23 protein-coding genes and 2 pseudogenes are annotated in these 24,138 nt (G+C 70.4%); 16 read left to right on the top strand and 9 right to left on the bottom strand.

Annotation, left to right across the window (positions count from 1 at the left end; genetic code table 11):
• Window positions 1–204: 204 nt before the first annotated feature.
• From ACWGKQ_RS25765 to ACWGKQ_RS25730, 8 genes are all read left to right on the top strand, one after another.
• Window positions 205–1,461: an amidohydrolase family protein gene (locus tag ACWGKQ_RS25765; protein ID WP_453294305.1), complete on the top strand. Its 1,257-nt coding sequence runs from the start codon at window positions 205–207 to the stop codon at window positions 1,459–1,461.
• A gap of 132 nt (window positions 1,462–1,593) precedes the next feature.
• Complete coding sequence (locus ACWGKQ_RS25760; RefSeq protein ID WP_453294304.1) at window positions 1,594–3,063, top strand: FG-GAP and VCBS repeat-containing protein; 1,470 nt, start codon at window positions 1,594–1,596, stop codon at window positions 3,061–3,063.
• Window positions 3,064–3,202: 139 nt separating this feature from the next.
• On the top strand, window positions 3,203–4,138 hold the full coding sequence (locus ACWGKQ_RS25755; protein WP_453294303.1) for an LLM class F420-dependent oxidoreductase: 936 nt from the start codon (window positions 3,203–3,205) through the stop codon (window positions 4,136–4,138).
• 9 nt (window positions 4,139–4,147) lie between these two features.
• On the top strand, window positions 4,148–4,918 hold the full coding sequence (locus ACWGKQ_RS25750; RefSeq protein WP_453294302.1) for an SDR family NAD(P)-dependent oxidoreductase: 771 nt from the start codon (window positions 4,148–4,150) through the stop codon (window positions 4,916–4,918).
• Between the two features lie 105 nt (window positions 4,919–5,023).
• On the top strand, window positions 5,024–6,142 hold the full coding sequence (locus ACWGKQ_RS25745; protein ID WP_453294301.1) for an LLM class flavin-dependent oxidoreductase: 1,119 nt from the start codon (window positions 5,024–5,026) through the stop codon (window positions 6,140–6,142).
• 94 nt (window positions 6,143–6,236) lie between these two features.
• Window positions 6,237–7,967 (top strand): N-acyl-D-amino-acid deacylase family protein, encoded by a 1,731-nt coding sequence (locus ACWGKQ_RS25740; protein WP_453294300.1) that lies wholly within the window; start codon window positions 6,237–6,239, stop codon window positions 7,965–7,967.
• Window positions 7,964–9,439 (top strand): aldehyde dehydrogenase family protein, encoded by a 1,476-nt coding sequence (locus ACWGKQ_RS25735; RefSeq protein ID WP_453294299.1) that lies wholly within the window; start codon window positions 7,964–7,966, stop codon window positions 9,437–9,439. Before ACWGKQ_RS25740 ends, ACWGKQ_RS25735 begins: the two co-directional genes overlap by 4 nt.
• Before the next feature lie 210 nt (window positions 9,440–9,649).
• Window positions 9,650–10,204, top strand: a complete 555-nt coding sequence (locus ACWGKQ_RS25730; RefSeq protein WP_453294298.1) for a DUF3455 domain-containing protein — start codon at window positions 9,650–9,652, stop codon at window positions 10,202–10,204.
• 1 nt (window position 10,205) lies between these two features.
• Here ACWGKQ_RS25730 and ACWGKQ_RS25725 read toward each other — a convergent pair whose 3' ends face one another.
• Complete coding sequence (locus ACWGKQ_RS25725; RefSeq protein WP_453294297.1) at window positions 10,206–10,592, bottom strand: nitroreductase/quinone reductase family protein; 387 nt, start codon at window positions 10,590–10,592, stop codon at window positions 10,206–10,208.
• A gap of 88 nt (window positions 10,593–10,680) precedes the next feature.
• Between ACWGKQ_RS25725 and ACWGKQ_RS25720 the strand changes: the two are divergent.
• The 4 genes and pseudogenes from ACWGKQ_RS25720 to ACWGKQ_RS25705 all read left to right on the top strand — a co-directional run.
• Window positions 10,681–11,088: pseudogene (locus ACWGKQ_RS25720) on the top strand (endonuclease/exonuclease/phosphatase family protein); the annotation flags it as partial.
• 440 nt (window positions 11,089–11,528) lie between these two features.
• Entirely contained in the window at window positions 11,529–12,827 is a 1,299-nt protein-coding gene (locus ACWGKQ_RS25715; RefSeq protein ID WP_453294296.1) for an MFS transporter, read from the top strand.
• 110 nt (window positions 12,828–12,937) lie between these two features.
• Window positions 12,938–13,155: pseudogene (locus tag ACWGKQ_RS25710) on the top strand (transcriptional regulator); the annotation flags it as partial.
• 131 nt (window positions 13,156–13,286) lie between these two features.
• Window positions 13,287–13,499: a cold-shock protein gene (locus ACWGKQ_RS25705; RefSeq protein ID WP_453294295.1), complete on the top strand. Its 213-nt coding sequence runs from the start codon at window positions 13,287–13,289 to the stop codon at window positions 13,497–13,499.
• Between the two features lie 74 nt (window positions 13,500–13,573).
• Here the strand turns inward: ACWGKQ_RS25705 and ACWGKQ_RS25700 are convergent, their stop codons facing one another.
• Both ACWGKQ_RS25700 and ACWGKQ_RS25695 read right to left on the bottom strand, forming a co-directional pair.
• Window positions 13,574–14,479 carry an oxidoreductase gene (locus ACWGKQ_RS25700; RefSeq protein ID WP_453294294.1) on the bottom strand — a complete coding sequence of 302 codons (906 nt, stop codon included), beginning with the start codon at window positions 14,477–14,479 and terminating at the stop codon, window positions 13,574–13,576.
• 365 nt (window positions 14,480–14,844) lie between these two features.
• Complete coding sequence (locus ACWGKQ_RS25695) at window positions 14,845–15,759, bottom strand: MBL fold metallo-hydrolase (protein ID WP_453294293.1); 915 nt, start codon at window positions 15,757–15,759, stop codon at window positions 14,845–14,847.
• A 100-nt stretch (window positions 15,760–15,859) separates the two neighbouring features.
• On the opposite strand from ACWGKQ_RS25695, the gene ACWGKQ_RS25690 reads away from it, so the two are divergent.
• Entirely contained in the window at window positions 15,860–16,789 is a 930-nt protein-coding gene (locus ACWGKQ_RS25690) for an AraC family transcriptional regulator (RefSeq protein ID WP_453294292.1), read from the top strand.
• 142 nt (window positions 16,790–16,931) lie between these two features.
• Here the strand turns inward: ACWGKQ_RS25690 and ACWGKQ_RS25685 are convergent, their stop codons facing one another.
• Entirely contained in the window at window positions 16,932–18,434 is a 1,503-nt protein-coding gene (locus tag ACWGKQ_RS25685) for a CehA/McbA family metallohydrolase (protein ID WP_453294291.1), read from the bottom strand.
• A 161-nt stretch (window positions 18,435–18,595) separates the two neighbouring features.
• On the opposite strand from ACWGKQ_RS25685, the gene ACWGKQ_RS25680 reads away from it, so the two are divergent.
• From ACWGKQ_RS25680 to ACWGKQ_RS25670, 3 genes are all read left to right on the top strand, one after another.
• Complete coding sequence (locus ACWGKQ_RS25680; RefSeq protein WP_453294290.1) at window positions 18,596–19,444, top strand: LLM class F420-dependent oxidoreductase; 849 nt, start codon at window positions 18,596–18,598, stop codon at window positions 19,442–19,444.
• Window positions 19,438–19,560, top strand: coding sequence for a DUF6233 domain-containing protein (locus ACWGKQ_RS25675; protein ID WP_453294354.1), 123 nt, complete (start codon window positions 19,438–19,440; stop codon window positions 19,558–19,560). The genes ACWGKQ_RS25680 and ACWGKQ_RS25675 overlap by 7 nt, the downstream gene beginning before the upstream one ends.
• Before the next feature lie 192 nt (window positions 19,561–19,752).
• Entirely contained in the window at window positions 19,753–19,926 is a 174-nt protein-coding gene (locus ACWGKQ_RS25670) for a DUF6207 family protein (protein ID WP_453294289.1), read from the top strand.
• 16 nt (window positions 19,927–19,942) lie between these two features.
• Here ACWGKQ_RS25670 and ACWGKQ_RS25665 read toward each other — a convergent pair whose 3' ends face one another.
• From ACWGKQ_RS25665 to ACWGKQ_RS25645, 5 genes are all read right to left on the bottom strand, one after another.
• Entirely contained in the window at window positions 19,943–21,013 is a 1,071-nt protein-coding gene (locus ACWGKQ_RS25665) for a terpene synthase family protein (protein WP_453294288.1), read from the bottom strand.
• Between the two features lie 167 nt (window positions 21,014–21,180).
• Entirely contained in the window at window positions 21,181–22,110 is a 930-nt protein-coding gene (locus ACWGKQ_RS25660) for a polyprenyl synthetase family protein (RefSeq protein ID WP_453294287.1), read from the bottom strand.
• Between the two features lie 578 nt (window positions 22,111–22,688).
• Window positions 22,689–23,009: a hypothetical protein gene (locus ACWGKQ_RS25655; protein ID WP_453294286.1), complete on the bottom strand. Its 321-nt coding sequence runs from the start codon at window positions 23,007–23,009 to the stop codon at window positions 22,689–22,691.
• Window positions 23,010–23,217: 208 nt separating this feature from the next.
• Window positions 23,218–23,595: a DUF427 domain-containing protein gene (locus ACWGKQ_RS25650; RefSeq protein WP_453294285.1), complete on the bottom strand. Its 378-nt coding sequence runs from the start codon at window positions 23,593–23,595 to the stop codon at window positions 23,218–23,220.
• 33 nt (window positions 23,596–23,628) lie between these two features.
• Window positions 23,629–23,982: a VOC family protein gene (locus ACWGKQ_RS25645; protein WP_453294284.1), complete on the bottom strand. Its 354-nt coding sequence runs from the start codon at window positions 23,980–23,982 to the stop codon at window positions 23,629–23,631.
• Between the last annotated feature and the right edge of the window lie 156 nt (window positions 23,983–24,138).

Below are 24,138 nucleotides of genomic sequence, written 5' to 3'. Positions count from 1 at the left end.
TCACCTCCGTGAGCAGGCCCGGTTCGTGGCGGAACGATTCCGCGGACGGATCCGCGTCCGCGCGGACCATCCGGCGGCCGCGTGCGGCCCGGGGGCCCGGCGGACGTCGCGGGCGGTCCGGGGGCGCGCGACTTCCGGTCGGCGGTCCGGCAAACCGTCGTCCGATAGCTGACGGTTCGTCAGATCGGCGCTACCGTGAGCGCCATGGACACCCAGGACGGCACCTTTCCGCTGATCATCTCCGTCGACGACCACACCGTGGAGCCGCCGGACGTCTGGCAGTCCCGCCTCCCGAAGAAGTACCTGGACACCGGGCCCCGCATCGTCCGGGCCCCGCTGAGGGAGATGAGCTTCCTCGGCGGCCGCTTCAAGCCGGTCATGGGCAGGCCCGGCGAGGACGGCCCCATCGGCGACTGGTGGATCTACGAGGATCTGCACCGCCCCCTCACCCGCCTCGACACCGCCGTCGGCTACAGCAGGGACGAGATCAGGCTGGAGGTGATCACGTACCAGCAGATGCGGGCCGGGTCGTACGACGTGCCGCAGCGGCTCGCCGACATGGACGTCAACCACGTCCAGTCCGCGCTCTGCTTCCCGACCTTCCCCCGCTTCTGCGGGCAGACCTTCACCGAGGCCAAGGACCGCGAACTGGCCCTGCTCTGCGTCCAGGCCTACAACGACTGGATGGTGGAGGAGTGGTGCGGCCCGCTGGCCCGAGGCCGTCAGATACCCCTCGCCCTCATCCCCCTGTGGGACGCCGGCCTGGCCGCCGCCGAGGTCCGCCGCAACGCGGCCCGCGGGGTCCGCGCCGTCGCCTTCTCCGAGATACCCCCGCACCTCGGGCTGCCCTCCGTCCACACCGACGACTGGGACCCGTTCCTCGCCGCCTGCGACGAGACCGGCACGGTCGTCGCCATGCACATCGGCTCCAGCAGCAGGATGCCCTCCACCTCCGCCGACGCCCCGCCCGCCGTCGGCTCCACCATCACCTTCGCCAACTGCTGCTTCTCGATGGTCGACTGGCTGATGAGCGGCAAGTTCGAGCGCTTCCCCAACCTGAAGGTGATGTACGCGGAGGGCCAGATCGGCTGGATCCCCTACATCCTGGAGCGCGCCGACGTGGTCTGGGAGGAGAACCGGGGCTGGGGCGGCGTCGCCGACAAGGTGCACCGGCCGCCCTCCGAGCTCTTCGCCGGCCACGTCTACGGCTGCTTCTTCGACGACGCCTTCGGGCTCAGGAACCTGGACTCCATCGGCGTCGGCAACGTCCTGTACGAGACCGACTACCCCCACTCCGACTCCACCTGGCCGAAGTCGAGGGAGGTCGGCGAGTCCCAGATGGGGCACCTGCCCGCGGACGTGGTCGAGCGGATCGTACGGGGGAACGCGATCGACCTGCTGGGGCTGACGGAGGACGGCCTGTGGCCCGGAGCCGCCGCAGCGACCGGAGCCGCCGGTTAACGGGCGGGAAACTCCGACCCGCTTCCAGGGCAACCCCGGCGCCGTCGGGACAGTCGTACCGGGAGACGGCGTGAGGATCTTGACTCCTTCCGTTGGTCCACTGCTTTTTCGTCAACGGGAGTTGGGTTCCATATGGGCAAGCGCAGGTTTCGTTCCCGCCTCGGGCTCGTGGCCGCCCTGGCCGTCGCCGGGGCCGTCGTCGGACCCGTGAGCGCGCACGCGGCCGGTACGCAGTCGGCCGGCGCCCAGAGCGTGCGCGCCGACTTCAACGGCGACGGCTACGTGGACCTCGCCATCGCCGCCTCCTGGGGCAAGGTCGGCGGGCACGCCCGCGCCGGGTACGTGAGCGTCGTGTACGGCTCCTCGAAGGGGCTGGACACCACGCACCGGCAGGTCATCAGCCAGAACACGGCGGGCATACCCGGCACCGCCGAGACCCAGGACTTCTTCGGCTCCGGCCTCGCCCTCGGCGACCTGGACGGCGACGGATACGCGGACCTGGTCGTCGGCGCGAGCGGCGAGGACGTCGGTACCGTGCAGAACGCGGGCACGCTGACCGTCGTCTGGGGCGGGAAGAGCGGGCTGTCCGGCGGCGAGGTCGTGGCGACCGGTGCCGAGGGTGACCGGGTCGACCCCTCGCACCCCGCCGTGGGCGACTTCGACGGTGACGGTCACCTCGACGTGGCCCTGACGACCCGGCTGCTGAAGGGTCCGTTCACTCGCACCACCGGTGCCGCGCACTCCGGTGGCCTCTCCTTCGACCTGGACTACGCCACCGACGACGTCGCCGCCGGAGACGTCGACCACGACGGCATCACCGACCTGGTCGGACTCGTCCACTACTACGGCGAGGACGGGGAGCCCGAGCTCTACAGCGTGTCCTACCTGCACGGCACCAAGCAGGGTTTCGACGCCCCGGTCATCCTGAAGAAGGCCGACGGCAGCCGGGTCCCCGGCGGCTCCAGCCTCGGCATCGGCGACGTGAACAAGGACGGATACGCGGACCTCGTCATCGGGCGTCCCCTCGACGGCTCGGGGGAGACCCAGGCCGGCTCGGATCGCATCGGTGGCCAGGTCGGCGTCCTGTACGGCTCGGCGGCCGGGCCCGACACCTCCCGCACGACGGTCATCGACCAGAACACGGCCGGCGTGCCCGGCACCTCCGAGCTCGGTGACGGCTTCGGCTGGGGCATCTCCGTCGCCGACGTCAACGGCGACGGCTACGCGGACGTCGCCGCCGGCTCCCCGAACGAGGGCATCGGCAAGGCCGCCTCGGCGGGCGCGGTGACCGTGCTGCGCGGCGGCAGGGGCGGGCTGACCGGCGCCGGTGCCGTGTCCTTCAACCAGAACACCGCAGGTGTCCCCGGTACCGCCGAGCAGAACGACTTCTTCGGCAGTCACACCGCGCTCGTCGACACCAACAACGACGGTCGCGCCGACCTGTACGTCGGCGCCCCCGGCGAGAACACCTTCGACGGCGCCGTCTGGGCCTTCCGCTCCACCACCGCCGGCCCGACGGCCTCCGGCGCGGTCTCGTTCGGGCCCGTCACCCTCGGCGCGCCCGTCACCGACGCCAACTTCGGCGGCGACTTCGCCCGCTGACACCCGACGCGCGACCCGGGCGGCCCCTGCGGACAGGTTTCCGTCGGGGCTGCCTCTTGTCTGACGATGCATCAGCTACGACGATGTGCCCCAGCGGTCGTCATCTGACGTTCCGTCAGTCATCGCTGAGGGGGTCGTCGTGTCCGTCCCGCCCGGGGAAAGCCTCGCCTACGGCATCCAGCTCCCCGTCCAGTCCCAGAGCACCATCTACGCCGAGGTCTGGGAGGCCGCCGCCTCTCCCGCCGACCTCGTCGCGATCGCCCGCGCCGCCGACCGCGCCGGGTTCGCGTACGTCGCCGCGTGCGACCACGTGGCCATTCCGCGCCGGCTGGCGGACGCCATGAGCACCGTCTGGTACGACCCGGTCGCCACCCTCGCCCACGTCGCCGCCGTCACCGAGCGCGTACGGCTGCTCAGCCACGTCGCCGTCGTCGGGCTCCGGCATCCGCTGCTGACCGCCAAGCAGTACGCCACCCTCGACCATCTGTCGGGCGGCCGCCTGATCCTCGGCGTCGGGGCCGGCCACGTACGGGAGGAGTTCGAGACGCTCGGGGTCGATTTCGAGCAGCGCGGAGCCGTACTGGACGAGACGATCGACGCGCTGCGGGCGGCCCTCGGACCGGAGGAGTTCCCGGAGCACCACGGGAAGGCGTATGACTTCGAAGGGCTGGGGCAGCGGCCCCGGCCGACGCAGGTGCACGTCCCCCTCTGGGTCGGCGGATCGTCCCCCGCCGCCGTTCGCCGTGCCGCCCTCAGGGGTGACGGCTGGCTGCCCCAGGGCGACCCCCGGGACCGGCTGCCCGCGCAGATCGAGCGGATCAGGCGCCTGCGCGGCGACAGCGGCCGCCCCTTCACGATCGGCGCGATCGCCGAGCCCCTGTACGTCGGCGCCCCCGCCTGGGAGGTCGGCCGCCGCACCCTCACCGGTGCCCCGGAGGCCATCGCCGAGTCGCTGCGGGCGTACGGCGCGATGGGCGTGCACCAGATCCAGGTGCGGTTCCGCAGTCGGAGCCGGGCCGAACTCATCGACCAGATCGAGGCGTTCGGGGCCGATGTCGCGCCCCGGCTCACCTGAGGGAGTGGCATGGGGAAGCTGGACGGGCGGGTCGTCATCGTGACCGGGGCGGCGCGCGGGCAGGGCGAGCAGGAGGCGCGGCTCTTCGTCGCCGAGGGTGCGCGCGTCGTCGTCGCCGATGTGCTGGACGACCAGGGCGAGGCCCTCGCCAAGGAGATCGGGGCGGCCTACGTCCATCTGGACGTGGGGGTGGAGGCGGAGTGGCAGGCCGCCGTCGCCGCCGCGAAGAAGTCGTACGGCCGCCTCGACGGGCTGGTGAACAACGCGGGCATCCTGCGCTTCAACGCGCTCGTCGACACGCCCCTCGACGAGTTCATGCAGGTCGTGCAGGTCAACCAGGTGGGCTGCTTCCTGGGCATGAAGACGGTCGCGCCCGAGCTGGACGACGGCGGGACCATCGTCAACACGGCCTCCTACACGGCCCTGACGGGGATGGCCGCCGTGGGCACCTACGCCGCCACCAAGCACGCGGTGCTCGGGCTCACCCGGGTCGCCGCGCTGGAACTCGCCGGCCGGCGGATACGCGTCAACGCGATCTGCCCCGGCGCCATCGACACCGCGATGTCCAACCCGGCCCGGCTCGACCCGACCGCCGACCCCGCCGAGATGAGCCGCGCGCTGGACGAGCTCTACCGCAAGCTCGTCCCGCTGGGCCGGATCGGCCGGGCGGAGGAGGTGGCGAAGCTGGCGCTCTTCCTGACCTCGGACGACTCGTCGTACATCACCGGGCAGCCGTTCGTGATCGACGGGGGGTGGCTGGCGGGGGTCAGTGTCATCTGACGGTCCGTCATCTATTGACGAATCTGACGCTACGTCAGAAAGTCGTGGGGACTCGAAAGTCGTAGCACTCCTAGGACCAACCTGAACTTGGGACGGTGAACCGCCTTGGAATTCGGGCTCTTTGTACAGGGATACGTGGGCAAGCGAGCCGAGACCGACCCGCTGGCCGAGCACAAGGCACTGATGGAGGAGACCGAGTACGTCATCCAGGCGGACCAGTCCGGTTTCAAGTACGCCTGGGCCTCCGAGCATCACTTCCTGGACGAGTACTCCCACCTGTCCGCCAACGACGTGTACCTGGGCTACCTGGCGCACGCCACCGAGCGGATCCACCTCGGCTCCGGGATCTTCAACCCCCTCGCCCAGGTCAACCACCCCGTGAAGGTGGCCGAGAAGGTCGCCATGCTCGACCATCTCACCGGAAACCGCTTCGAGTTCGGCAGCGGACGCGGGGCCGGGTCGCACGAGATCCTCGGGTTCATCCCGGGCGTGACCGACATGAACTACACCAAGGAGATCTGGGAAGAGACCATCGCCGAGTTCCCCAAGATGTGGCTCCAGGACGAGTACGTCGGCTTCCAGGGCAAGCACTGGCAGCTGCCGCCGCGGAAGGTCCTGCCGAAGCCGTACGGCAAGTCGCACCCCGCGATGTGGTACGCGGCCGGGTCGCCGCCGTCGTACGCCATGGCGGCGAAGAAGGGGCTCGGGGTGCTCGGGTTCAGCATCCAGAAGGTCTCCGACATGGAGTGGGTCCTTGAGCAGTACAAGACCGCGATCGTCGACGCCGAGCCGGTCGGGGACTTCGTCAACGACAACGTCATGGTGACGACCACGGCGATCTGTGCGCCGACCCACGACGAGGCGATCCGGATCGCGGCGTCCGGGGGGCTGCACTACCTCCCCTCGCTGGTGTTCCGGTACCACGACACCTTCCCGCGGCCCGAGGGCTTCCCGGTGTGGCCGGAGACGCTGCCGGAGTACACGCCCGAGTTCGTCGAACTGCTCGTGGAAGAAGAGCTGTTGATCTGCGGCGACCCGGACGAGGTGCTGCGGCAGTGCAAGCGGTGGGAGCAGGCCGGCGCCGACCAGTTGAGCTTCGGGCTGCCGGTGGGGGTGCCGAAGGAGGAGACGCTGCAGACGATTCGGCTGATCGGGGAGCACGTGATTCCGAAGATCGATACGGATCCTGTGCACCGGACTACGCGGTTCCGTCAAGGGGCTTGAGCGTCGTAGGCGGGTGCGGGTCGTGTGTGGCTGGTCGCGCAGTTCCCCGCGCCCCTAGGCAAGCAGTCCCGCCGCATACCAAGAGGTGAGCCCAATGCTCGATCACGTCATCAAGGGCGCGTCCGTTGTCGACGGAACCGGCGCGCCCGCCTACACCGCCGACGTCGGCATCCGCGACGGCCGGATCGCCGTCATCGGCACGGTCGCCGAGGAATCCCGTACCGTCGAGGACGCCGGCGGACTCGTCCTCTCGCCCGGGTTCGTCGATCCGCACACGCACTACGACGCCCAGCTCTTCTGGGACCCGTATGCGACGCCTTCGCTGAATCACGGGGTGACCACGGTCGCCGCCGGGAACTGCGGGTTCACCCTCGCGCCACTGAACCCGGGACGTCCCGCCGACGCCGACTACACGCGGCGCATGATGTCCAAGGTGGAGGGCATGTCGCTGGTCGCCCTGGAGGAAGGGGCGCCCTGGAGCTGGAACTCCTTCGGGGAGTACCTGGACGCCCTCGAAGGGCGGATCGCCGTCAACGCCGGGTTCATGGTGGGGCACTGTGCGCTGCGCCGGTACGTGATGGGGGCGGACGCGGTCGGCGGGCAGCCGAGCGAGCAGCAACTCGCCGAGATCGTGCGGCTGTTGCACGAGGCCATGGACGCCGGGGCGTGGGGGTTCTCCACCACCCAGTCCAGTACCCACTCCGACGGGGACGGGCAGCCGGTGGCCTCGCGGCACGCGCTCCCCGCCGAGCTGCTGGCCCTGTCGAAGGCCGTCGGGGAGCACGAGGGGACGCAGATCGAGGCGATCGTCGCCGGGTGCCTCGACCAGTTCAGCGACGCCGAGATCGAGCTGTTCGCCGAGATGAGCGCGGTGGCCGGGCGGCCGCTGAACTGGAACGTGCTGACGGTCGACGCCGCCGTGCCGGAGCGGGTGCCGCGGCAGCTCCAGGCGAGCGAGCGGGCCCGGAAGGCGGGCGGCAGGGTCGTCGCGCTGACCATGCCGATCCTCACGCCGATGAACATGTCGCTCGGGACCTTCTGCGCGCTGAACCTGATACCCGGGTGGGGGCCGATCCTCGGGCTGCCCGTTCCGGAGCGGATCGAGAAGCTGCGCGACCCCGGGGTGCGGGCGGAGATGCTGGAGCGCGCCCACTCCAAGGAGGCCGGTGTCTTCCGGCGGCTGGCGAACTTCGGGCGGTATGTCATCGGGGACACGTACAGCGAGGCGAACGCCGGGCTGACGGGGCGGGTGGTATGTGACATAGCACAGGACCGTGACCAGGACCCCTTCCACACCCTGGTCGAGATCTGCGCCGCCGACGACCTCCGTACCGTCCTGTGGCCCATGCCCACCGACAACGACCCCGCCTCATGGGCGCTGCGCGCCGAGACCTGGCAGCACGAGGACGTGCTGCTCGGCGGGTCGGACGCGGGGGCGCATCTGGACCGGATGTGCGGGGCGCCGTACACCACCCGCTTCATCGGTGACTGTCTGCGCGGCCGCAAACTGCTCGGGCTGGAGCAGGCCGTGAAGATGCTGACCGACGATCCCGCCCGGCTCTTCGGGCTGCGGGAGCGGGGGCGGATCGCGGAGGGCTGGCATGCGGACCTGGTGCTCTTCGACCCGGAGCGGATCGCCGCCGGCCAGGCCACCCTGGTGCACGACCTGCCGGGAGACAGTCCGCGCCTGGACGCGAAGGCGATCGGGGTGCGGGCGGTCTGGGTCAACGGCGTCGAGGCCATCCGGGACGACGTGGTGAGCGGTGCCGTACCGGGGAAGGTGCTGCGGTCCGGGCGGGACACCAGGACGGTGAGCACCCGGTGAGTGGGCACCCGGTCAGTGCGGCGGCGGACGGGCAGCGGCTGTTCGTCGGGGGCCGGTGGACGGATCCGGACGACGGGCACTACGAGGTCGTCGACCCGGCGACCGAGGAGACCGTGGGCTGGGCGCCGGAGGCCTCCCGGGAGCAGGTGCTGGCCGCCTGTGCGGCTGCCCGGGAGGCCTTCGGGGCCTGGTCGCGGACGCCGGCGGGGGAGCGGGCGGCGGTGCTCGGCCGGGCCGCCGACATCATCCGCGGACAGCTGGGCGCGTACGCGGACCTCGCCCGCGCCGAGACCGGCGCGACCACCGGTACCGCCCGGGCGATGCAGGTGGGGGTGGCCGCGGCCCGGTTCCGGCGGTACGCGACCGTCGAGCCCGCCGAGTGGGCGATCCCGCCGCAGATCAACGAGGCCGGGCCGATGGGGAAGGCCGGTGTCATGGGTGCGCTGGCGGTGCGCCAGCCGGTCGGGGTGGTCAGCTGCATCACCTCGTACAACAACCCGTGGGCCAACCCGGCGGGCAAGGTCGCGCCGGCGCTGGCGATGGGCAACACGGTGGTGGTGAAGCCCGCCCCGCAGGACCCCCTGTCCGTCTACCGGATGGCGGAGGCGCTGGAGGCGGCGGGCGCTCCGCCGGGCGTGGTGAACGTCGTCTCCGGTCGTTCCACCGCCGTCGGCGAGGCGGCTGTGGCGTCCCCCGACGTCGACATGGTGAGCTTCACCGGTTCCACCGCCGTCGGGCAGCGCATCGCCGAGGTGTGCGGGCGGGACATGAAACGGCAGTTGATGGAGCTGGGCGGCAAGGGCGCGGCGGTCGTCTTCGCGGACGCGGACGTCGGCTCGGCGGTGGCCGGGATCGGGACGACCTTCTCCTTCTACAGCGGGCAGATCTGTACGGCGCCCACCCGGGTGCTGGTGCAGCGGGGGCTGTACGACCGGCTGGTGGACCAACTGGTGGCGTACGCGGGCCGGTTGACGGTCGGCGACCCGGCGGCGCCGGACACGGTGGTCGGGCCGCTGATCACCGCCGAGCACCGGGCGCGCGTCGAGTCGTACGTCGAACTCGGCAGGAAGGAGGGCGCGACGGTGCTGACCGGCGGTGAACGCCCGCTGCTGGAGCGGGGGTTCTATGTTTCCCCCACCCTCCTCGCCGACTGCACGAACGACATGCGGGTGGCCCGCGAGGAGATCTTCGGTCCGGTCGTCTCCGTCGTCCCCTTCGACGACGAGGAGGAGGGCATCGCCCTCGCCAACGACTCCGACTACGGCCTCATCGACTACGTCTGGTCCGGGGACGTGGCCCGCGCCTTCCGGGTGGCACGGCGGCTGCGGGCGGGCGGGGTCGGGATCAACACCGTCGGCCGGAACATGGAGGCGCCGTTCGGGGGCTTCAAGCGGAGCGGGGTCGGCCGGGACGTGGGTTCCTACGCGCTGCACGCCTACAGCGAGGTGCAGGCGATCGTCTGGCCGGGGTGAGTGTCAACTGGGCCTGTTTTACTGCCCTTTGGGGATCCGTGCGGTGGTCCGCACGGGCAGGGATCGGGCATTCGGATGCGTAAGTGGCGGCGGAGCCGTAGCGTCCGGACCTGACAAGGGGGACGGCCGGTTTCCGGTTCGTCGATGTCCGGCCGCTCCCTTTCCCTGACACGTCCTCGGACACGCACGGAATCCTTCGGAGACCACTCCATGAAGCACGTCAAGAGACTCGCTCTGACCACCACAGCCCTCGCCGCCGCGGCCGCCGCCACCCTGTTCGGCACGACGGCCGTCCAGGCCGCGTCCGCGCAGCCCGCCCGCCTCCCGGCCGTCCACGCCCCCGCCGCGCTCGCCGTGCCCGACGGCAACAAGCTGACCGGCGTCTACTCCGCGCACGGCGTCCAGACCTACACCTGCACCGACGGCGCCTGGAAGCTCCTGGAGCCCGCCGCCACCCTCTCCGACAAGCGGGACCGCGCCCACCGCCCGGTCGCCCTGCACTCCCGCGGCCCGGTCTGGGTCTCCACGGTCGACGGCAGCGCGGTCAACGCCGCCGCGGTCGCCACGTCCCCGAAGGACGGCGCCGTCCCCGAGCTGCTCCTGAAGGCCACGGCCACCCGCGGCGCCGGGACGTTCGAGGGCGTCACCTACGTCCAGCGCCTGGACACGGAGGGCGGCGTGGCCCCGGCGGCGGCGTGCACCGGCACGGACCAGATCTCGGTGCCGTACTCGGCGACGTACGCGTTCTACAAGGCGGCCGCGTGAGCTAGTCGCTGAGGTCGACCCGGATCGTCAGGAGCTGGGTCCCCAGCGCCTTCACGGCCGCGCTGTTGCCCCGGGGCAGGGTGCGCAGCCGGGCGACCGGGTCGTCGTCGGGCAGCAGGTGGGCGGTGCCGTGGTGCCACCGCCCGCCGATCCGCACCCGCACCCGCGGGTCGGCCTGGATGTTCCGCACGTACTGGGACTTCGTCCCGAACTCCGACACCAGCCAGAAACTCTCCCCGACCCGCCGCCCGCCCAGCGGGGTGCGCCGGGGTTCCCCGGACACCCGCCCGGTGGTCTCCAGCAGCGTCTGGAAGGGGAGCAGCCGGGTCAACGGGTTGGCGATGTGCCGCTGGAAGGCGGTGGTGGCACGGAATCTGCGGTCGGACATGTTGCTCCTCGGCCCTCTCGTCTGCCGCCCTTGGGCGCCGGTGTCTTTCAATGTCTCTCACACTTCCCCGACGAGAGACGGTGGGCCCGTGCGGATTGTGACCTGGAACCTCTGGTGGCGGTTCGGGCCCCGCGGTGCTGCGTGAGCTGCGACCGGACGTGGTCGGCCTCCAGGAGGTGTGGGCCAGGGGCGGCGAGAACCTCGCCGGGTGGCTCGCCGGCGAACTCGGCCTGCACTGGGCCTGGGCCCCCTCCCCGGCCTCCGAGCACCGGCAGCGGCGGATCGGGGAGCCGGACACCGAGATCGGCAACGCGGTGCTGAGCCGCTGGCCGGTGCTGGAGAGCGAGGTGCTGCGCCGGCCGGCGCCCCGGGAGCTGGACGACGGCCGCCTCGCCCTCTACACCCGCCTGGCCGCCCCGCCCACCCCGTCCCCTTCTTCACCGTGCACCTGACCTCACAGCTGCGCCTGTCGGCCGTACGCGTCGAACAGGTCACCGTGAACGACGTCCCGTCGGAGGAGGCCGAGCCCGCCAGGAAGGCGTTCGGCGACCTGACGGAGGGGGAGCGGGAAGCGGTGCGGGAGGCGCTGAGCGTGATCGCACAGGACCCGTCGGCCGGCGTGCACTCCGCCACTGTGTCCATCGCATCGGATTGAGGGCCGGATTGAAACTCACGGTGGGCGAGGGAAAAGCCAACCCCTTGAAATGGGGGCGCCCGGTCCTATGACGGGGGGTATCGGCTCTTCCTCGGTCCCCTTTCCCCTGCTGCCGGCGGCCCAGTACTACAGCCGGTGTTGTCACGGTGAGTGGTCTCGTTGGCGAGGAAGGCCAGGGCGAGCATGCACCTCATGCCGCGCCACAGCTGACGGGATTTCGGCGATGTCTGCGACTGAGGGTGGCATGGACATGGGCTGGGGGCGCTGACACCATCTGATGAATGGCCGACGACAGTAGAACGCGTTCCTCGATCTGGCACAATCGCGAATTTCTGCTGTTATGGGGCGGCCAGACGGTCAGCGAGATGGGGACGCAGATCACCGTTCTCGCTCTGCCGTTGGTCGCCGTCGTGTTGTTGGAAGCCTCCGCGTTCCAGGTCGGCCTGTTGGCGGCGGCGGAGACAAGTGCGTTTCTCCTGGTGGCGCTGCCGGCCGGGGCCATAGTGGACCGGATCGCCAAGCGCCGGCTGATGATCTGGTGCGACCTCGCGCAATTCGTGGTGATCGGCTCGGTGCCGCTGGCACACGCCACCGGAGCGCTGACGCTCGCTCAGCTCTATGTTGTCGCACTGGTCTCCGGCGTGCTCTCCGTGTTCTTCTCAGTCGCCTACCAGGCCTATCTGCCGACGGTCCTTCACCACGACCAGCTCATGGACGGCAACGGCAAGCTCGCCGCCTCCCGGTCGGTCGCGCAGATCGCCGGCCCCAGTACGGGCGCGGGGCTGGTGACGCTGGTGGGAGCCGCGGGGGCGATGGCCGCCGACGCGTTCTCCTTCGCGTTTTCGGCGTGGTCACTGTCGGCGATCCGTACCCGTGAACCGCACCGTCCCCGGCCACAGGCCGACCGGCGCCCCACGCTGCGGTCGCAGATCCGTGAGGGCCTCGACCACGTCTTCCGCGATCCCATCCTGCGCAACTCGGTGGCGTTCAACGGCACCGCCAACTTCTTCGTCATCATGGTGGAGACCCTCGGCCCGGTGTTCCTGATCCGCACGCTGCATCTACGGCCGGGCCTGGTCGGGCTGCTGCTGGCGCTCGGGGCCGTCGGCGGGGTGGCGGGCGGCGTGGCGGCACGGTTCCTCGCCCTGAGGTTCGGCTCGGCGCGGATCAGCTGGATCTCGATGACCGTGCTGTCGCTGCCCGGTCTGCTCATCCCCCTGGCCGGGCACGGTTGGTGGGTCCTGCTGTTCGGCATCGGCTGGATCTCGTGGACCTTCTCCTCCACCGTCGCGGGCATCTCCCTGACCAGCTACCGCCAGGCTGCCTGCCCGCCGGAGATGCTCGGCCGGGTCAGCGCCGCCGCTCGCTGGGTCACCTGGGGCACACTGCCGCTCGGCGGTCTGGCCGGCGGCGCGCTCGCCACCGCCTTCGGCGTCCGGACCACGTTGTGGATCGCCGTCGTCGGCGGCTGCTGCGCGGGACTGTGGCTGTTCTTCTCACCGCTGCGCGGCATGCGCGACATCCCGCTCAAGGAACCCGAACCTGAACCCGAACCTGAACCCGTGGCCGAAAAGCCGTGACAACACCCCGATGTCGTCAGGCCGTTCACCACGGCCGACCGAACGACCGGCGCCGCCACCAGGAACGAGTGTCGTCGAAGACAGTCGCACCGTCATCGGATGGGGGAACCCCGCCCTCGGTCCTCGTCGCCCAGCTCGACCGTCTCGCGGGCGTGATCGGCATGGACAGCGTCGAGGCTTCTGGGTTCTGGATGACCGCTTGGTCGTCGTCGAGGACCGGTACGCCGAACTCCGGCTCGGCGACGCCGACAACATCGCCCTTCGCCCGAAGGCCTGGAAGACGCTGAGGGAGCCCGCCGGATCTGGCGGACGGCGGGCCCGAGGGATCGCTGTCCGGTGGATGACCTCGACCGGTCGGTGGCGTGGTGGCCACCGACAGATCGCGTGTGGGTTGTTTCCGTGTCACGATCGATTAGGGCTGTTGTCGAAAGCGACAGCCGCTCCGGGCTGGGAGAAGGCATGACTGGACAGCGTGTATCGGGCACCGTGAAGTGGTTCAACGACTCAAAGGGATTCGGCTTCATCGAGCGGGACGGCGGGCCGGATGTGTTTGTGCACCATTCGGCGATTCAGGCCACAGGATTCAAGTCGCTGAAGGAAGGCCAGAAGGTGACGATGGAGGTCACCCAGGGCCAGAGGGGGCCTCAGGCCGAGAACGTCGTCCCCGACTAGGACCGGTCCGACCCGGGACAGCGGCAGGACCTGGCACAACGCCGCTGGAGACGGCCGGGGTTGGATGCGTTTCCCTACGGGGTCCGCTCACCCTGCCTGTCGAGGGCGGCCAGCTCTTCCTCGGTCAGTCGCAGGGCGCCCGCGGCGATGTTCTCCGCGAGATGTGCCGGGTTCGCGGTGCCGGGAATGGCCAGTACGTGCGGACCGCGGTGCAGGGTCCAGGCGAGCCGTACCTGGGCCGGCGTGGCGTCGTGGGCGCGGGCGACGGCGTGGACGCGGGCGTCTTGCTCCTGGTCCGCTGCTGCCTCGCGCCGCAGGCCGGAGAGCGCGAAGAACGGGACGAACGCGATGCCGAGCTCCCCGCACAGGTCCACCAGCCCGCGCTCGTCGGCGCGGCGCCAGTCCAGGCCGTAGGAGTTCTGCACACAGACCACGGGCGCGATCGTCCGGGCCTCGGCCACGTGCTCGGGCAGGACACCGGAGAGCCCGAGGTGCCGGATCAGACCGGCCTCGCGCAGTTCGGCGAGGGCGCCGAAGTGCTCGGCGACCGAGGCCGTCCTGGGGCCGTTGACGCGCAGGTTCACCACGTCCAGGTGGTCCCGGCCGAGCTGGCGCAGGTTCTCCTCGACCTGGCCGCGCAGCTGGTCGGGGCCGCCCCGGTAGAGCCACTGTCCGGAGGGATCGCGCGCCGGGCCCACTTTGGTCACCACGACCACGTCGCCGCGCCAGGACGAGAGGGCGCGGTTGAGGAGCTCGTTCGCGGACCGCAGCGGCGAGAAGTAGAAGGCGGCCGTGTCGACGTGGTTCACCCCCTGCTCGAACGCGCTGTGCAGCAGACCGACGGCGACATCGCGGTCGATCGGCGGCCCGTCGGAGTTCCCCATCATGCCGTTGCCCGTCAGCCGCATCGTGCCGTAGCCGATGCGGTTCACCTCCAGGTCCCCGAGTTTCCAGGTCCCTGCCGCGGCCGCCGCGTTCATCGCGCTCCTTCGCCTGTCGGTTCGTCAGGTCCTGGAGTATGGGCCGGTCAGGGCCTGCCGCGACAGGTCGAACGGCGGGGCGGAATGTCACATTTCCAGCGGGAACCAATCGTCGGCGCACAGCCGTTGGATGTGTCGAGAGAGCATCGGACAGTGACTTTGGCCGTGAGCCGGGCGAGCAGTCTGTCGCGCAGGGAGGGCCACTCATCCGCGAGCACGCTGTAGTACAGCGAATCACGATCGAACCAGGCGAGTTTTCTCCGGAAAGCGCTGAAATTGCTTGTGTTTTCTCATGGACCCTGCCTCACCCCGTAGAACCGAGCTGGGCCGCCGGTGGAGTCCGTAGTTGCCTTGACTGACGCGACCTATTCCGTGCCGTAGGCCGCCCACCGTCCGAGGGTGAACCCGCCGTTCTCTCGCCGGACTTCCACGGCACCCGCCCCGCCGAAGTGCGCGGGGACGATCAACTCGCTTTCGGTGGCGGCTCGTTCGAGGATCCGGCGGCGGCTGGCCACTGCTTGTTCCGCATCCAGACAGAAGCAACTGTTGCAGGAGGAGGTGAGGATCTGCACCGGGCTGTGCAGAAGATCGCCGACGAAGACCGCCCGGTCGCTCCCGGATGCGAGCCGCAGTACGGATGAGCCGGGCGTGTGGCCCGGCGCGGACTCCAGAGTGAGGTATTCGTCGATGCGGTGGGTGCCGTCCCACAGGACGGTCTGCCCGGCCCGGTGGACGGGCGCGATGCTGTCCTCGTAGATCAGCCGGTCATCCTCCCGGCGGCTGTTCCCGTACGCGTTGTCCGGGCCGAAGTGGAAGTCGTCCGCGGCCGGGATGAGGTACGTGGCGTTAGGGAACGTGGGCTCCCACCCTCCGTCCACACCGACGGTGTTCCAACCGACGTGATCACCGTGGACGTGGGTGTTGACGACGACGTCGACGTCCTCCGGCCGGACGCCGACCCGCGCCAGCCCACCCAGGAAGTCGCCCTGCCAGTGGTGGAACAGTGCAGAGCCGGGCCGCTCGCGCCCGTTCCCCACCCCGGTGTCGACCAGGACCGTCCGTCCGCGGCTGCGCAGCACCCAGGTCTGCAGCGCCACTACCGCCCTGTCGCTGTCCGGGTCCCAGTGATCCGGCGCCAACCAGCCCTCGTTGCCCTGCCACACCTCGGCGCCGGACTCCGGAACCAGGCCGCGTGCGGGCGCGAACGCCCCTTGCCACTCGACGACTCGGCTGACCTCGACATCGCCGAGCATGATGCTCTCCATGCTCTCGCTCTTCATGCCATCGACTCTAGGAAGGGCAGATGAGCCTCTCAATGCCTGTTCAGCTCATTCGGATACGCATCTGTCTCACCGCTGACGCTACCGGTATCCTCACCCGATGGATGTGGTGAGCGACGCGGTCTCGGCAGTACGCATCGGGCGTCCCTCCTCGAACCGAGTGCGGGTGAGCGGGAGCTGGTGCGCGCGGCTCGCCCCGTACGACGGTGCGGGCTTCCACGTGGTGCTGGAGGGCAGCTGCTGGCTGCTGCCCGACAGCGGCTCTCCGGTCACACTCGGTACGGGTGACGTGGTGCTGCTGCCGCACGGCACGGGGCACGTGATCGCCGACGCCCCCGTCGATGCGACGACCGTGGAACAGGCGGTGCCGTTCGAGCGATGGCACGACGAGAGGGGGTCGCGCCGGCCCCGGGCCACCTCCGGCGAGGTGCAGATGCTGTGCGGCAAGTACCGGCTCGACCGCAGTCGCATGCACCCGCTCATGGCGGAACTGCCGAAGGTCGTCCACCTGCCGAACCGAGTAGGCACCCATCCCGAACTGCGCGCCGCCGTCGACCTGCTGGGCCACGAGCTGGGCGCACAAGGACCCGGCGCCTGCATCGCGGTGCCCAGCCTGCTCGACCTCCTCCTCGTCTACATGATCCGCTCCTGGGCGGCCCAGGGCACGAGCGGTACCTGGCCGACCGTACTGGGCGACCCAGTGGCGGCCGCCGCCCTGCGGGCGCTGCACTCGGACCCGGCCGCCCCGTGGACCAACGACCGTCTGGCCGCCGAGGCAGGGGTGTCCCGCGCCACCCTGGCCCGCCGCTTCACCACCCTGGTCGGCCGCCCGCCGATGGCGTACCTCACCTGGTGGCGCCTGACCTTCGCCGCCACCCTGCTCCGCGACACCCCGGACCCTCTGGCCGTCATCGCTCGCCGCGTCGGCTACGGCACCCCCTACGCCCTCTCACATGCCTTCAGCCGGCAATTCGGTACTACCCCGGGGCAGTACCGGGCAGAGACAGCGGGGCGATCGGCCTCCCCGTGAGAGTCCGCCAAGAGACGAAGAGTGCGGATGCTGAAACCCAACCAACCCGTTCCACGGGCGACTTGGGGACTCAGACCCCCCTTACCCCGGGAGGGCCACCGAAGCGGGCGCACCTCGGACCTGGCCGAAGTCGGCGTGACCCTCACCGCCCCAGGAAGATCGGGTTCGTCAGTGCCGCCAGGGCGCCGGGGACCGGGCCCGCTGCTGTTTCGTGGCGGATCTCCGCGCGGACGTAGGCCGCGTACGACGGGGTCGTCTGCCACTCCACCACCCCCGAGCCGGACACCGGGAGCGGGTCGGTGGTGAGGAGGACGCCCTCGTCGGTGACGAGGCGGACCGTGCAGCGCGGGACGCCGGAGGCCTCCAGGCGGACGGTCACCGGGGTGTCGGGGGCGACGGGGAGACGTTCGCCGATGCCCGCCTGCCGGCCGTGGCCGCCCGTCGCCGTGAAGGCGAGCGTCACGTTCTTCGACTCCGCCACGTAGGAGCGGCCCGCGCGCAGGCCCGCCTGGATGGCCTCGCGGGTCAGGTCGTCGGCGAGGACGACCGTCTGGGGCATGCCGACGGCGTCGGGGTCCCGGTGCGCGTCGCTGTTGCCCATGCCCGGGAGCCACTCCCGGTTGCCGCGCACCGAGGCGACCAGGGCGGCGTCCCAGGCGGACAGGGCCACCTCGTCGTCGGGGGTGTAGGGGCCGTTCCAGACCTCGACCGCGTCGGCCTCGCCGAACCCGAACTTCCAGGCGCAGCCCACACAGGTCGCGTGCGGGTGGGCCGGTACGACCAGGCCGCCGGCCTTGTGGATCTGCTGGGCGAAGCGGCCGAAGCGGTTGTCCCGGGCCCGGTAGCGCCAGTCGACGAAGGTGCCGGGGTCGGTGCCGAGGGCGACGACGTGGCCGTTGCGGGTGGTGATCTCCTCGCCGAGCATGATCAGCAGGTCGTCGCCGGCCTGGTCCGCCCAGTGCGGGTGCGAGGAGTGCGTGTTGTGGTCCGAGGAGTTGATGAAGTCCAGTCCGGCGGCACGGGCCAGGGCCGCGATCTCGGCGGGGGTGCGGCGGCCGTCGGAGTACCAGGAGTGCAGGTGGCAGTCGCCCCGGTACCAGGCGCGGCCGCGGCCCTTCGCCCGGGACGGCGGGTAGACCGGGCGGACGGGGGTGCCGGGTTCGCCGTAGGTGAGGGTGATCGTGAGCTCGTAGGAGAGGCCCTGCGGGGCCACCGTGTAGGGGCCGAGGGCGACGTGCCAGGTGCCGGCGCCGACCGGGCCGGGGATGTAGCCCGGGGTCGCGTCGTCGGCGCGGACGAAGAACTCGGTGCGCGCGCCGCCCGACCAGCCCCGGAAGCCCTTGCCGCCCAGCTCGGTGCCGTGCTGGTCGAAGACGCCGATGTCGAGCGCGTTGCCCATGGTGCCGGCCGGGACGGCCGGTCTGTCGTAGGTGTAGGAGACCTTGATCTCCCGTACGCCGGCGGGTACGTCGACCGGTACGTACACGAAGTCCGGGCAGCCCGGCGGCAGTGTGCCGCGTACCGTCCGGGTCTCCTGGTCCTGACCGTCCGCCGCTGCGAAGCTCACGGTTCCCAACGTAAGGGCTGCCGCGGCGCCCGTCACGAACAGCGCGCGTCTGCCGATGCCGTGCGTGTCCTCACACATGCCGCTCACTCTCCCTTCTCGACGTGAACTCCCCCGGAACCCGGAAGGACAGGGAATCCACAGGCGTCCGTATGTCATGTGCATAGCTGTGGGAAGGGTGGGGCGGTTGATGCCGACCAGTCGGTATGGACAGATCGGGCCACCCCCGGTACAGATGGTGCATGCGCATAGCCGTCACGATCTTCCTCACCGACGAGACCATCGCCCCCGTCCGGCTCGCCCGTGAGCTGGAGGCACGCGGGTTCGCCGGGCTGTACCTGCCCGAGCACACGCACATCCCCGTCGAACGGGCCACCCCGTACCCGGCGGGCGGCGACCTGCCCCGCGAGTACGGCCGTACCCTCGACCCCTTCGTCGCCCTCGGCCAGGCCGCCGCCGTCACCGAGCGCCTCGGCCTCGGCACCGGCATCACCCTGGTCGCCCAGCACGACCCGATCGGCCTCGCCAAGCAGATCGCCACCCTCGACCACCTGTCCGGCGGCCGCTTCACCCTCGGCCTCGGCTTCGGCTGGAACGTCGAGGAGGCCGCGGACCACGGGGTGCGGTGGCGCGACCGGCGGGAGCTGGGCCGGGACCGGATGGCCCTGATGCGGGCGCTGTGGGCGGAGGAACCGACCGGGTACGAGGGGGAGTTCGGGAGCGTCCGGCCGAGCTTCGCGTTCCCCAAGCCCGTCCAGAAGCCGCGCGGGCCGGTCGCCGGGCCGCGCACGCTGGTCGGCGGGGCGGCGGGGCCGAAGCTGTTCGCGCACATCGCGGAGTACGCCGACGGGTGGCTGCCGATCGGGGGACGCGGGCTGGCCGAGTCGGTGCCGGTGCTCCGCTCGGTGTGGGCCGACGCGGGGCGCGACCCGGCCGCCCTCCAGGTGGTGCCGTACGCGGTGCTGCCGACGCCGGGGAAGCTCGCGCACTACGCGGAGCTGGGCATCGAGGAGGCGGTGGTGCAGTTGCCTCCGGCGGGGGAGGCCGAGGTCCTCCGGGTACTGGACGGGTATGCGGAGTACCTCTGCTGACAGGCAGACGGCACCGCGCGATCGGCCGCGACGAAGCCCGCCGTCTCCTCACCGCACACGGAGTACCGGCGTGCCCGATCTGCCACCCTGACACCCAGTTGCACATCATCGACTGATTCCCGGGACGACATCACCGCCGGAGCGAAGGCGGTCGTGCTGCCTCTCGCCGGGCCGCACGCTCTGGCAGTGGTGCGCGGGAGCAGTGGAGCAGCACCTCCGCCACGCCGGCACCCGCGTGTATCCGGCCCGAAAGGGTGACAGCCTCCGGCCGGCTGAACTTCTGACCACTGTGGTGCGTCGTCCCGGGCATGAGGGAGATCATCGACGCGCACGTGGCGGAGCCTGGACTGGCAGTGGTGGAAGTAGCGGCCCTGGACGACAAGACAGCGTTCACAGTCCAGGAACTGCTCGCGGCACAGTGCGCGCTCGCGTCGGCGTCCCACACGACCCGGGAGCCGGGCGAGTGTGTCGGAGCGCGATAGTTGTCACCTGAGCGGGCTAACTGTCACCACGGGAGGATGTCCCCCACCACCAGGCGATGGTCGGGTAAGGGAGTGGTGCGGTGCTGGGGTCGCTGGGCTTGTCCACCCGCGTGACGGTGTGAGGAGAGTCGGGGAGCAGGTAGCGGCCGGTTGTCATGGCGAAGTTGATGTTTCCGCTGGCCATGCGGTCGAGCCCGGTCAGGTAGCGGCCGAGGTCGTCGTCGCCGTCCGCTAGGAGCTCCTCGCGTAGCTGGAGGTACAGGGCCATCATGCGGTCGCGGATGGCGACGGCCTTGATGACGGCTTGCTCGAAGGTGTAGTCGGGATGGTCGTGGCGGATGGCGTCGAACAGGCTGAGCTTCCTGACCGGGAGATCACGCTCCCGGAGATAGGAGTAGCGATCGTTGTCCAGGACGCTGGCGAGCATGCTGGCCTCGGCGGCCGCGCGGACGGCGGGACGGAGCCATTGCTGCTCGCTGAGTTCAATGCCCTCCGCCGCGTCCATGCAGGCGGCCGCAGCATTCGCTCCACCGGACCCGATCCGCATGGCCAGAAAGTCGTTGACCGAGAGATCGGCACCCCGTTCCAAGAGGCTGGCCTCCCACGCCATGTGGTAGAGCCACTGGCACTGGCCCGCAGCGAAACGCTCCCATTGCACTGGGGTCAACAGACTCCGCATACGCAGGCACACGTCACGGATGGCGATGTCGGCGGGGGCGGTGGCATCCGGCCAAGAGTTCGGCGAACGGAAGGTGCGCTCCCAGCGGGCCAGCGAAGCTACGACGTCAGAGGTCGGTCGACCCGAGCCGGCGAACTCGCTGGGGTACCAGGCCCACGCGTTGTAGTCGGAGAATGCCTGCCCGATCTCTATGGGCGTGTGCGGAAGCGCGTGCGCGGTGAAGTCAGCTCCGGTCTGGGCGAGCATCGTGGTTAGCCGGGTGTTGCCAGCGCCGAGATCGAACTGCCGCGCCCATGCCTGCGTGCGTGCTCGCAGGCGCTCCGCGTCGGGGTGGATCTCTGCAATGAGCGGGCTGTAGAAGGCCAGGAGCTTGACGAATGCGCTGTCCGGCGCTTCGGCGTTCGTCACGGTGCTCTCCTCGCGTGTGTCTCTTGGGTCGTGCGGTTTCCAGGTCAGACTTCTGGGAGTTGTCGGCGAGGCGCCGTCGAGGTTGGTCGGGCTGGGAGGCCCAGCGGCCGCAGCCGGCGAACGCGCGGGCCAGTCGGTCAGGGCGGTGGCGGCCAGCGCGCCCGCGTTCATGCCGGCGCCCGCCGGGTCGTCTCGCTCGGGGGCCAGGTCAGGAGCGAGAGGGCGTGGGTGTGGGCGGTGGCGGGGAGTTGGGAGATGGCATCGCGCGCAAGTTGAGCGTGGTGGTCGGCCATCGCGTGTGCGGCTTCGAGGGCGCGTGTCTCGTCCAGAAGGGCTCGCATCCGGCGCAGTGCAGTTTGTGGGTCGGCTTCGTTGAGCAGGGTGTGGCGCAGGGCGGCGCGGCCGGCGGGGCCGGCTCGCTGGTGGGCGAGTAGGACGGGCAGGGTGGCGTAGTGGTTGCGCAGGTCGCTGTCGGCGGGTTTGCCCGTCAGGCCAGCGGTGGCGGGGTCATAGGGCAGGAGGTCGTCGCGGATCTGGAAGGCGATGCCGAGGTGGTCACCGAAGGCGCCGAGCAGGTCCGTGGTGGGAATGTCGCCTCCGCCGAGGATGGAGCCGATGCGGCAGGCCGCCTGCAAGAGTGCCGCGGTCTTGTCCCGGGCCATCGCCAGGTAGTCGTCGACGGAGCGGTCCAGGCCGCCTCTCATCGCCAGCTCGTCGAAGGCGCCCCGGCAGATCGTCACCCCGGCGCCCGCCTGCACCGCCAGGGCGCGCGCGATGCGGTCGGTGGGCACTCCGCGGTCGGCGCACTCGGCGAGCGCCGCGAACCACGAGAAGTACAGGGCGTTGCCGGCGACGATGGCCTGCGCGGGTCCGAAAGCAGCATGCACGGCTGCTCGGTCGCGCCGCTGGGTGTCGCGGTCGATGATGTCGTCGTGCATCAGGCTGCCGACGTGTGCACCCTCGATCCCGGCGGCAGCCGGCAGTACGGAGCTCAGTTCCCCGCCCACCGTCAGTGCCGCATGCACTACCAGCAACGGCCGTAAGAGCTTGCCCGGTGGGATCATCGCGTACCGGTGCACCGCGTCCAACCCCGTCATGCCGTCCGGCCATCGGCGAGCGAACTCCGCTTCCAGCCCATCGAGGATCTCGATGGGGTCCCCCGATGAACCGGGAGCCCATTGCACTGCGGACTGCGCGGGTATCGGTACAGCGCGCTGGCTTGGCAGTTCGGTCATGTGCGGGCCCCTTGTCAGCCGTCTTCATGAACGTTTCCGCGTGCTGGGCTAACACCAACAGATCTATGGCCCGAGCCGGAACGGCTCGCAGCGGCATCATCGGAGCACGGATCCGCCCCGCCCCAGGGGCCCGTGCTTCCGTATCCGTCCTTCAGACGGTTTCTGACCCGCTGGTGGTGTCCGGGACGTGGTCGGTGACAAGCAGCTTGCTCATCCGGTGACAACAACGGTGCTCACGGTCGCGAGGAACGCCAGCTCACGCCCTGGCAGCGGTGACACCTATCGTGCTCAGTCACAGCGAGCCCGGCGTACGGCTGCGGTTCTTCCTGGACCTGCGCCAGCAACCCGGCCAGTAGTCCCGATCCCGATCCGGGCCGGCCGCCCGGGGCCATGCCGATCGCGCCTCGCGCTGAGGGCGGTGAGTCTGCCGTATACGACGGCTACGCGCTGTGGCGGTGTTTACGGGTGGCTGCCTTCTTGGCCGTCGTCTTCTTCACGGCCGCCTTCTTCGCCGGAGCCTTCGCCGCCTTCTTCTCGGGCAACTCGTGGACCTGAGCGTCGGTGTCCTCACCGCGCGAGGCTTTTGCCTTGTCCACGGACTCCTGCAGGGCCGCCATCAGATCGAGCACCTTGCCCGGTGCCTTCTCCGGCTCCGGCACGTCGGGCAGCTGGCGGTCCTCCCGCTTCGCGTCGATCACCTTCTCCAGCGCCTCGGTGTAGTGGTCGACGAAGTCGGGGCCCTCCAGGCGGTCAGTGGTCATCCGCTCGATCAGCTCCATGGCCTCGTCGACTTCGGCGTCCGAGACGTCCGTAACGCCGGTGTCCCCCTCCGCCCCGCCGGGTCCTACCCCGGCCGCCCCCGGCGTTTGCTGAGATGAAGTACTCAGTTCCGGTCCGGCCGGGGCTCACGGAACACAGGTGAATGACCGCCCCCCCGTCAGAGGCGGGACCGGGTAATCCTCTGGGCTCTCAAGCCCCGACGACCACGTCGACCTGGTCGGTGTAGAAGGCGACGTGGCCGGCGATGTCCGCGACGGCGTCGTACGGCGCTGGGTAGAACCACACGGCGTCGGTCCGCGCGCCGTCGGCGAGGGCGAGGCCGTAGTAGGACGCGTCGCCCTTGTACGGGCAGTACGTCTGGGTGTCGCTGGGGGTGAGCAGCGACTGGTCGACGTTGTCGAGCGGGATGTACTGGACGGGCGGGTAGCCGGCCTCGCGCAGGGTCAGGGCCCGGGTGGTGTCGGCGACGATCTGTCCGCCGATACGGGCCACGACGCGGGCGCCGGTGGGCTCGACGGTGATCGGGTGGTCGGGGCCGGGGATCCTGGGCTGCCTTGTCGTCGTCATGGTGTTCTCCTCGATTCCTGGTGGGGGGGGGGTCTAGCCGGCGATGAGGTCGAACTCGTTGCCCTCGACGTCGGCGAACGTGGTCCACCGGGCGCCGTCGCGCACGACTTCGTGGAGCTTGGTCGCCCCGAGCGCGAGCAGACGTCCTCTCTCGCCCTCGTAGTCGCTGGTGATCAGGTCCGGGTGGAAGCGGTTCTTGGTGGTTTTGGCCTCGGGGACCCGGTGGAAGGCCAGCCGTGGCCCGCTGCCGGGATCGCCGGCCTCCACCACGGCGTCGTGCTCGTCGGCCCCGTCGGCGACCCGGCGGCCAAGGACGGCGGCCCAGAACGCCGCGGCACGTGCGGCGTCGGTGGCGTCGAACGAGGCGCCGAAGAAGGTGATGCTCATGCGCTGTCTCCTGTCGTGACCTACTGGCCAGACCAGTCTGTCTAATCTGTTCTTCAACCGTAGATTCCATGCCCAGGGCTGTCAAACAGCAGGTGGAACGCTCAGTGTCGGCCACCGTTTGACGAGACCAGGTCGTAGTGTTTAGCTGGATTGCGA

It is taken from the genome of Streptomyces sp. NPDC054770, from assembly GCF_053611985.1.
This window is presented reverse-complemented; position numbering and strand designations above follow the sequence as displayed.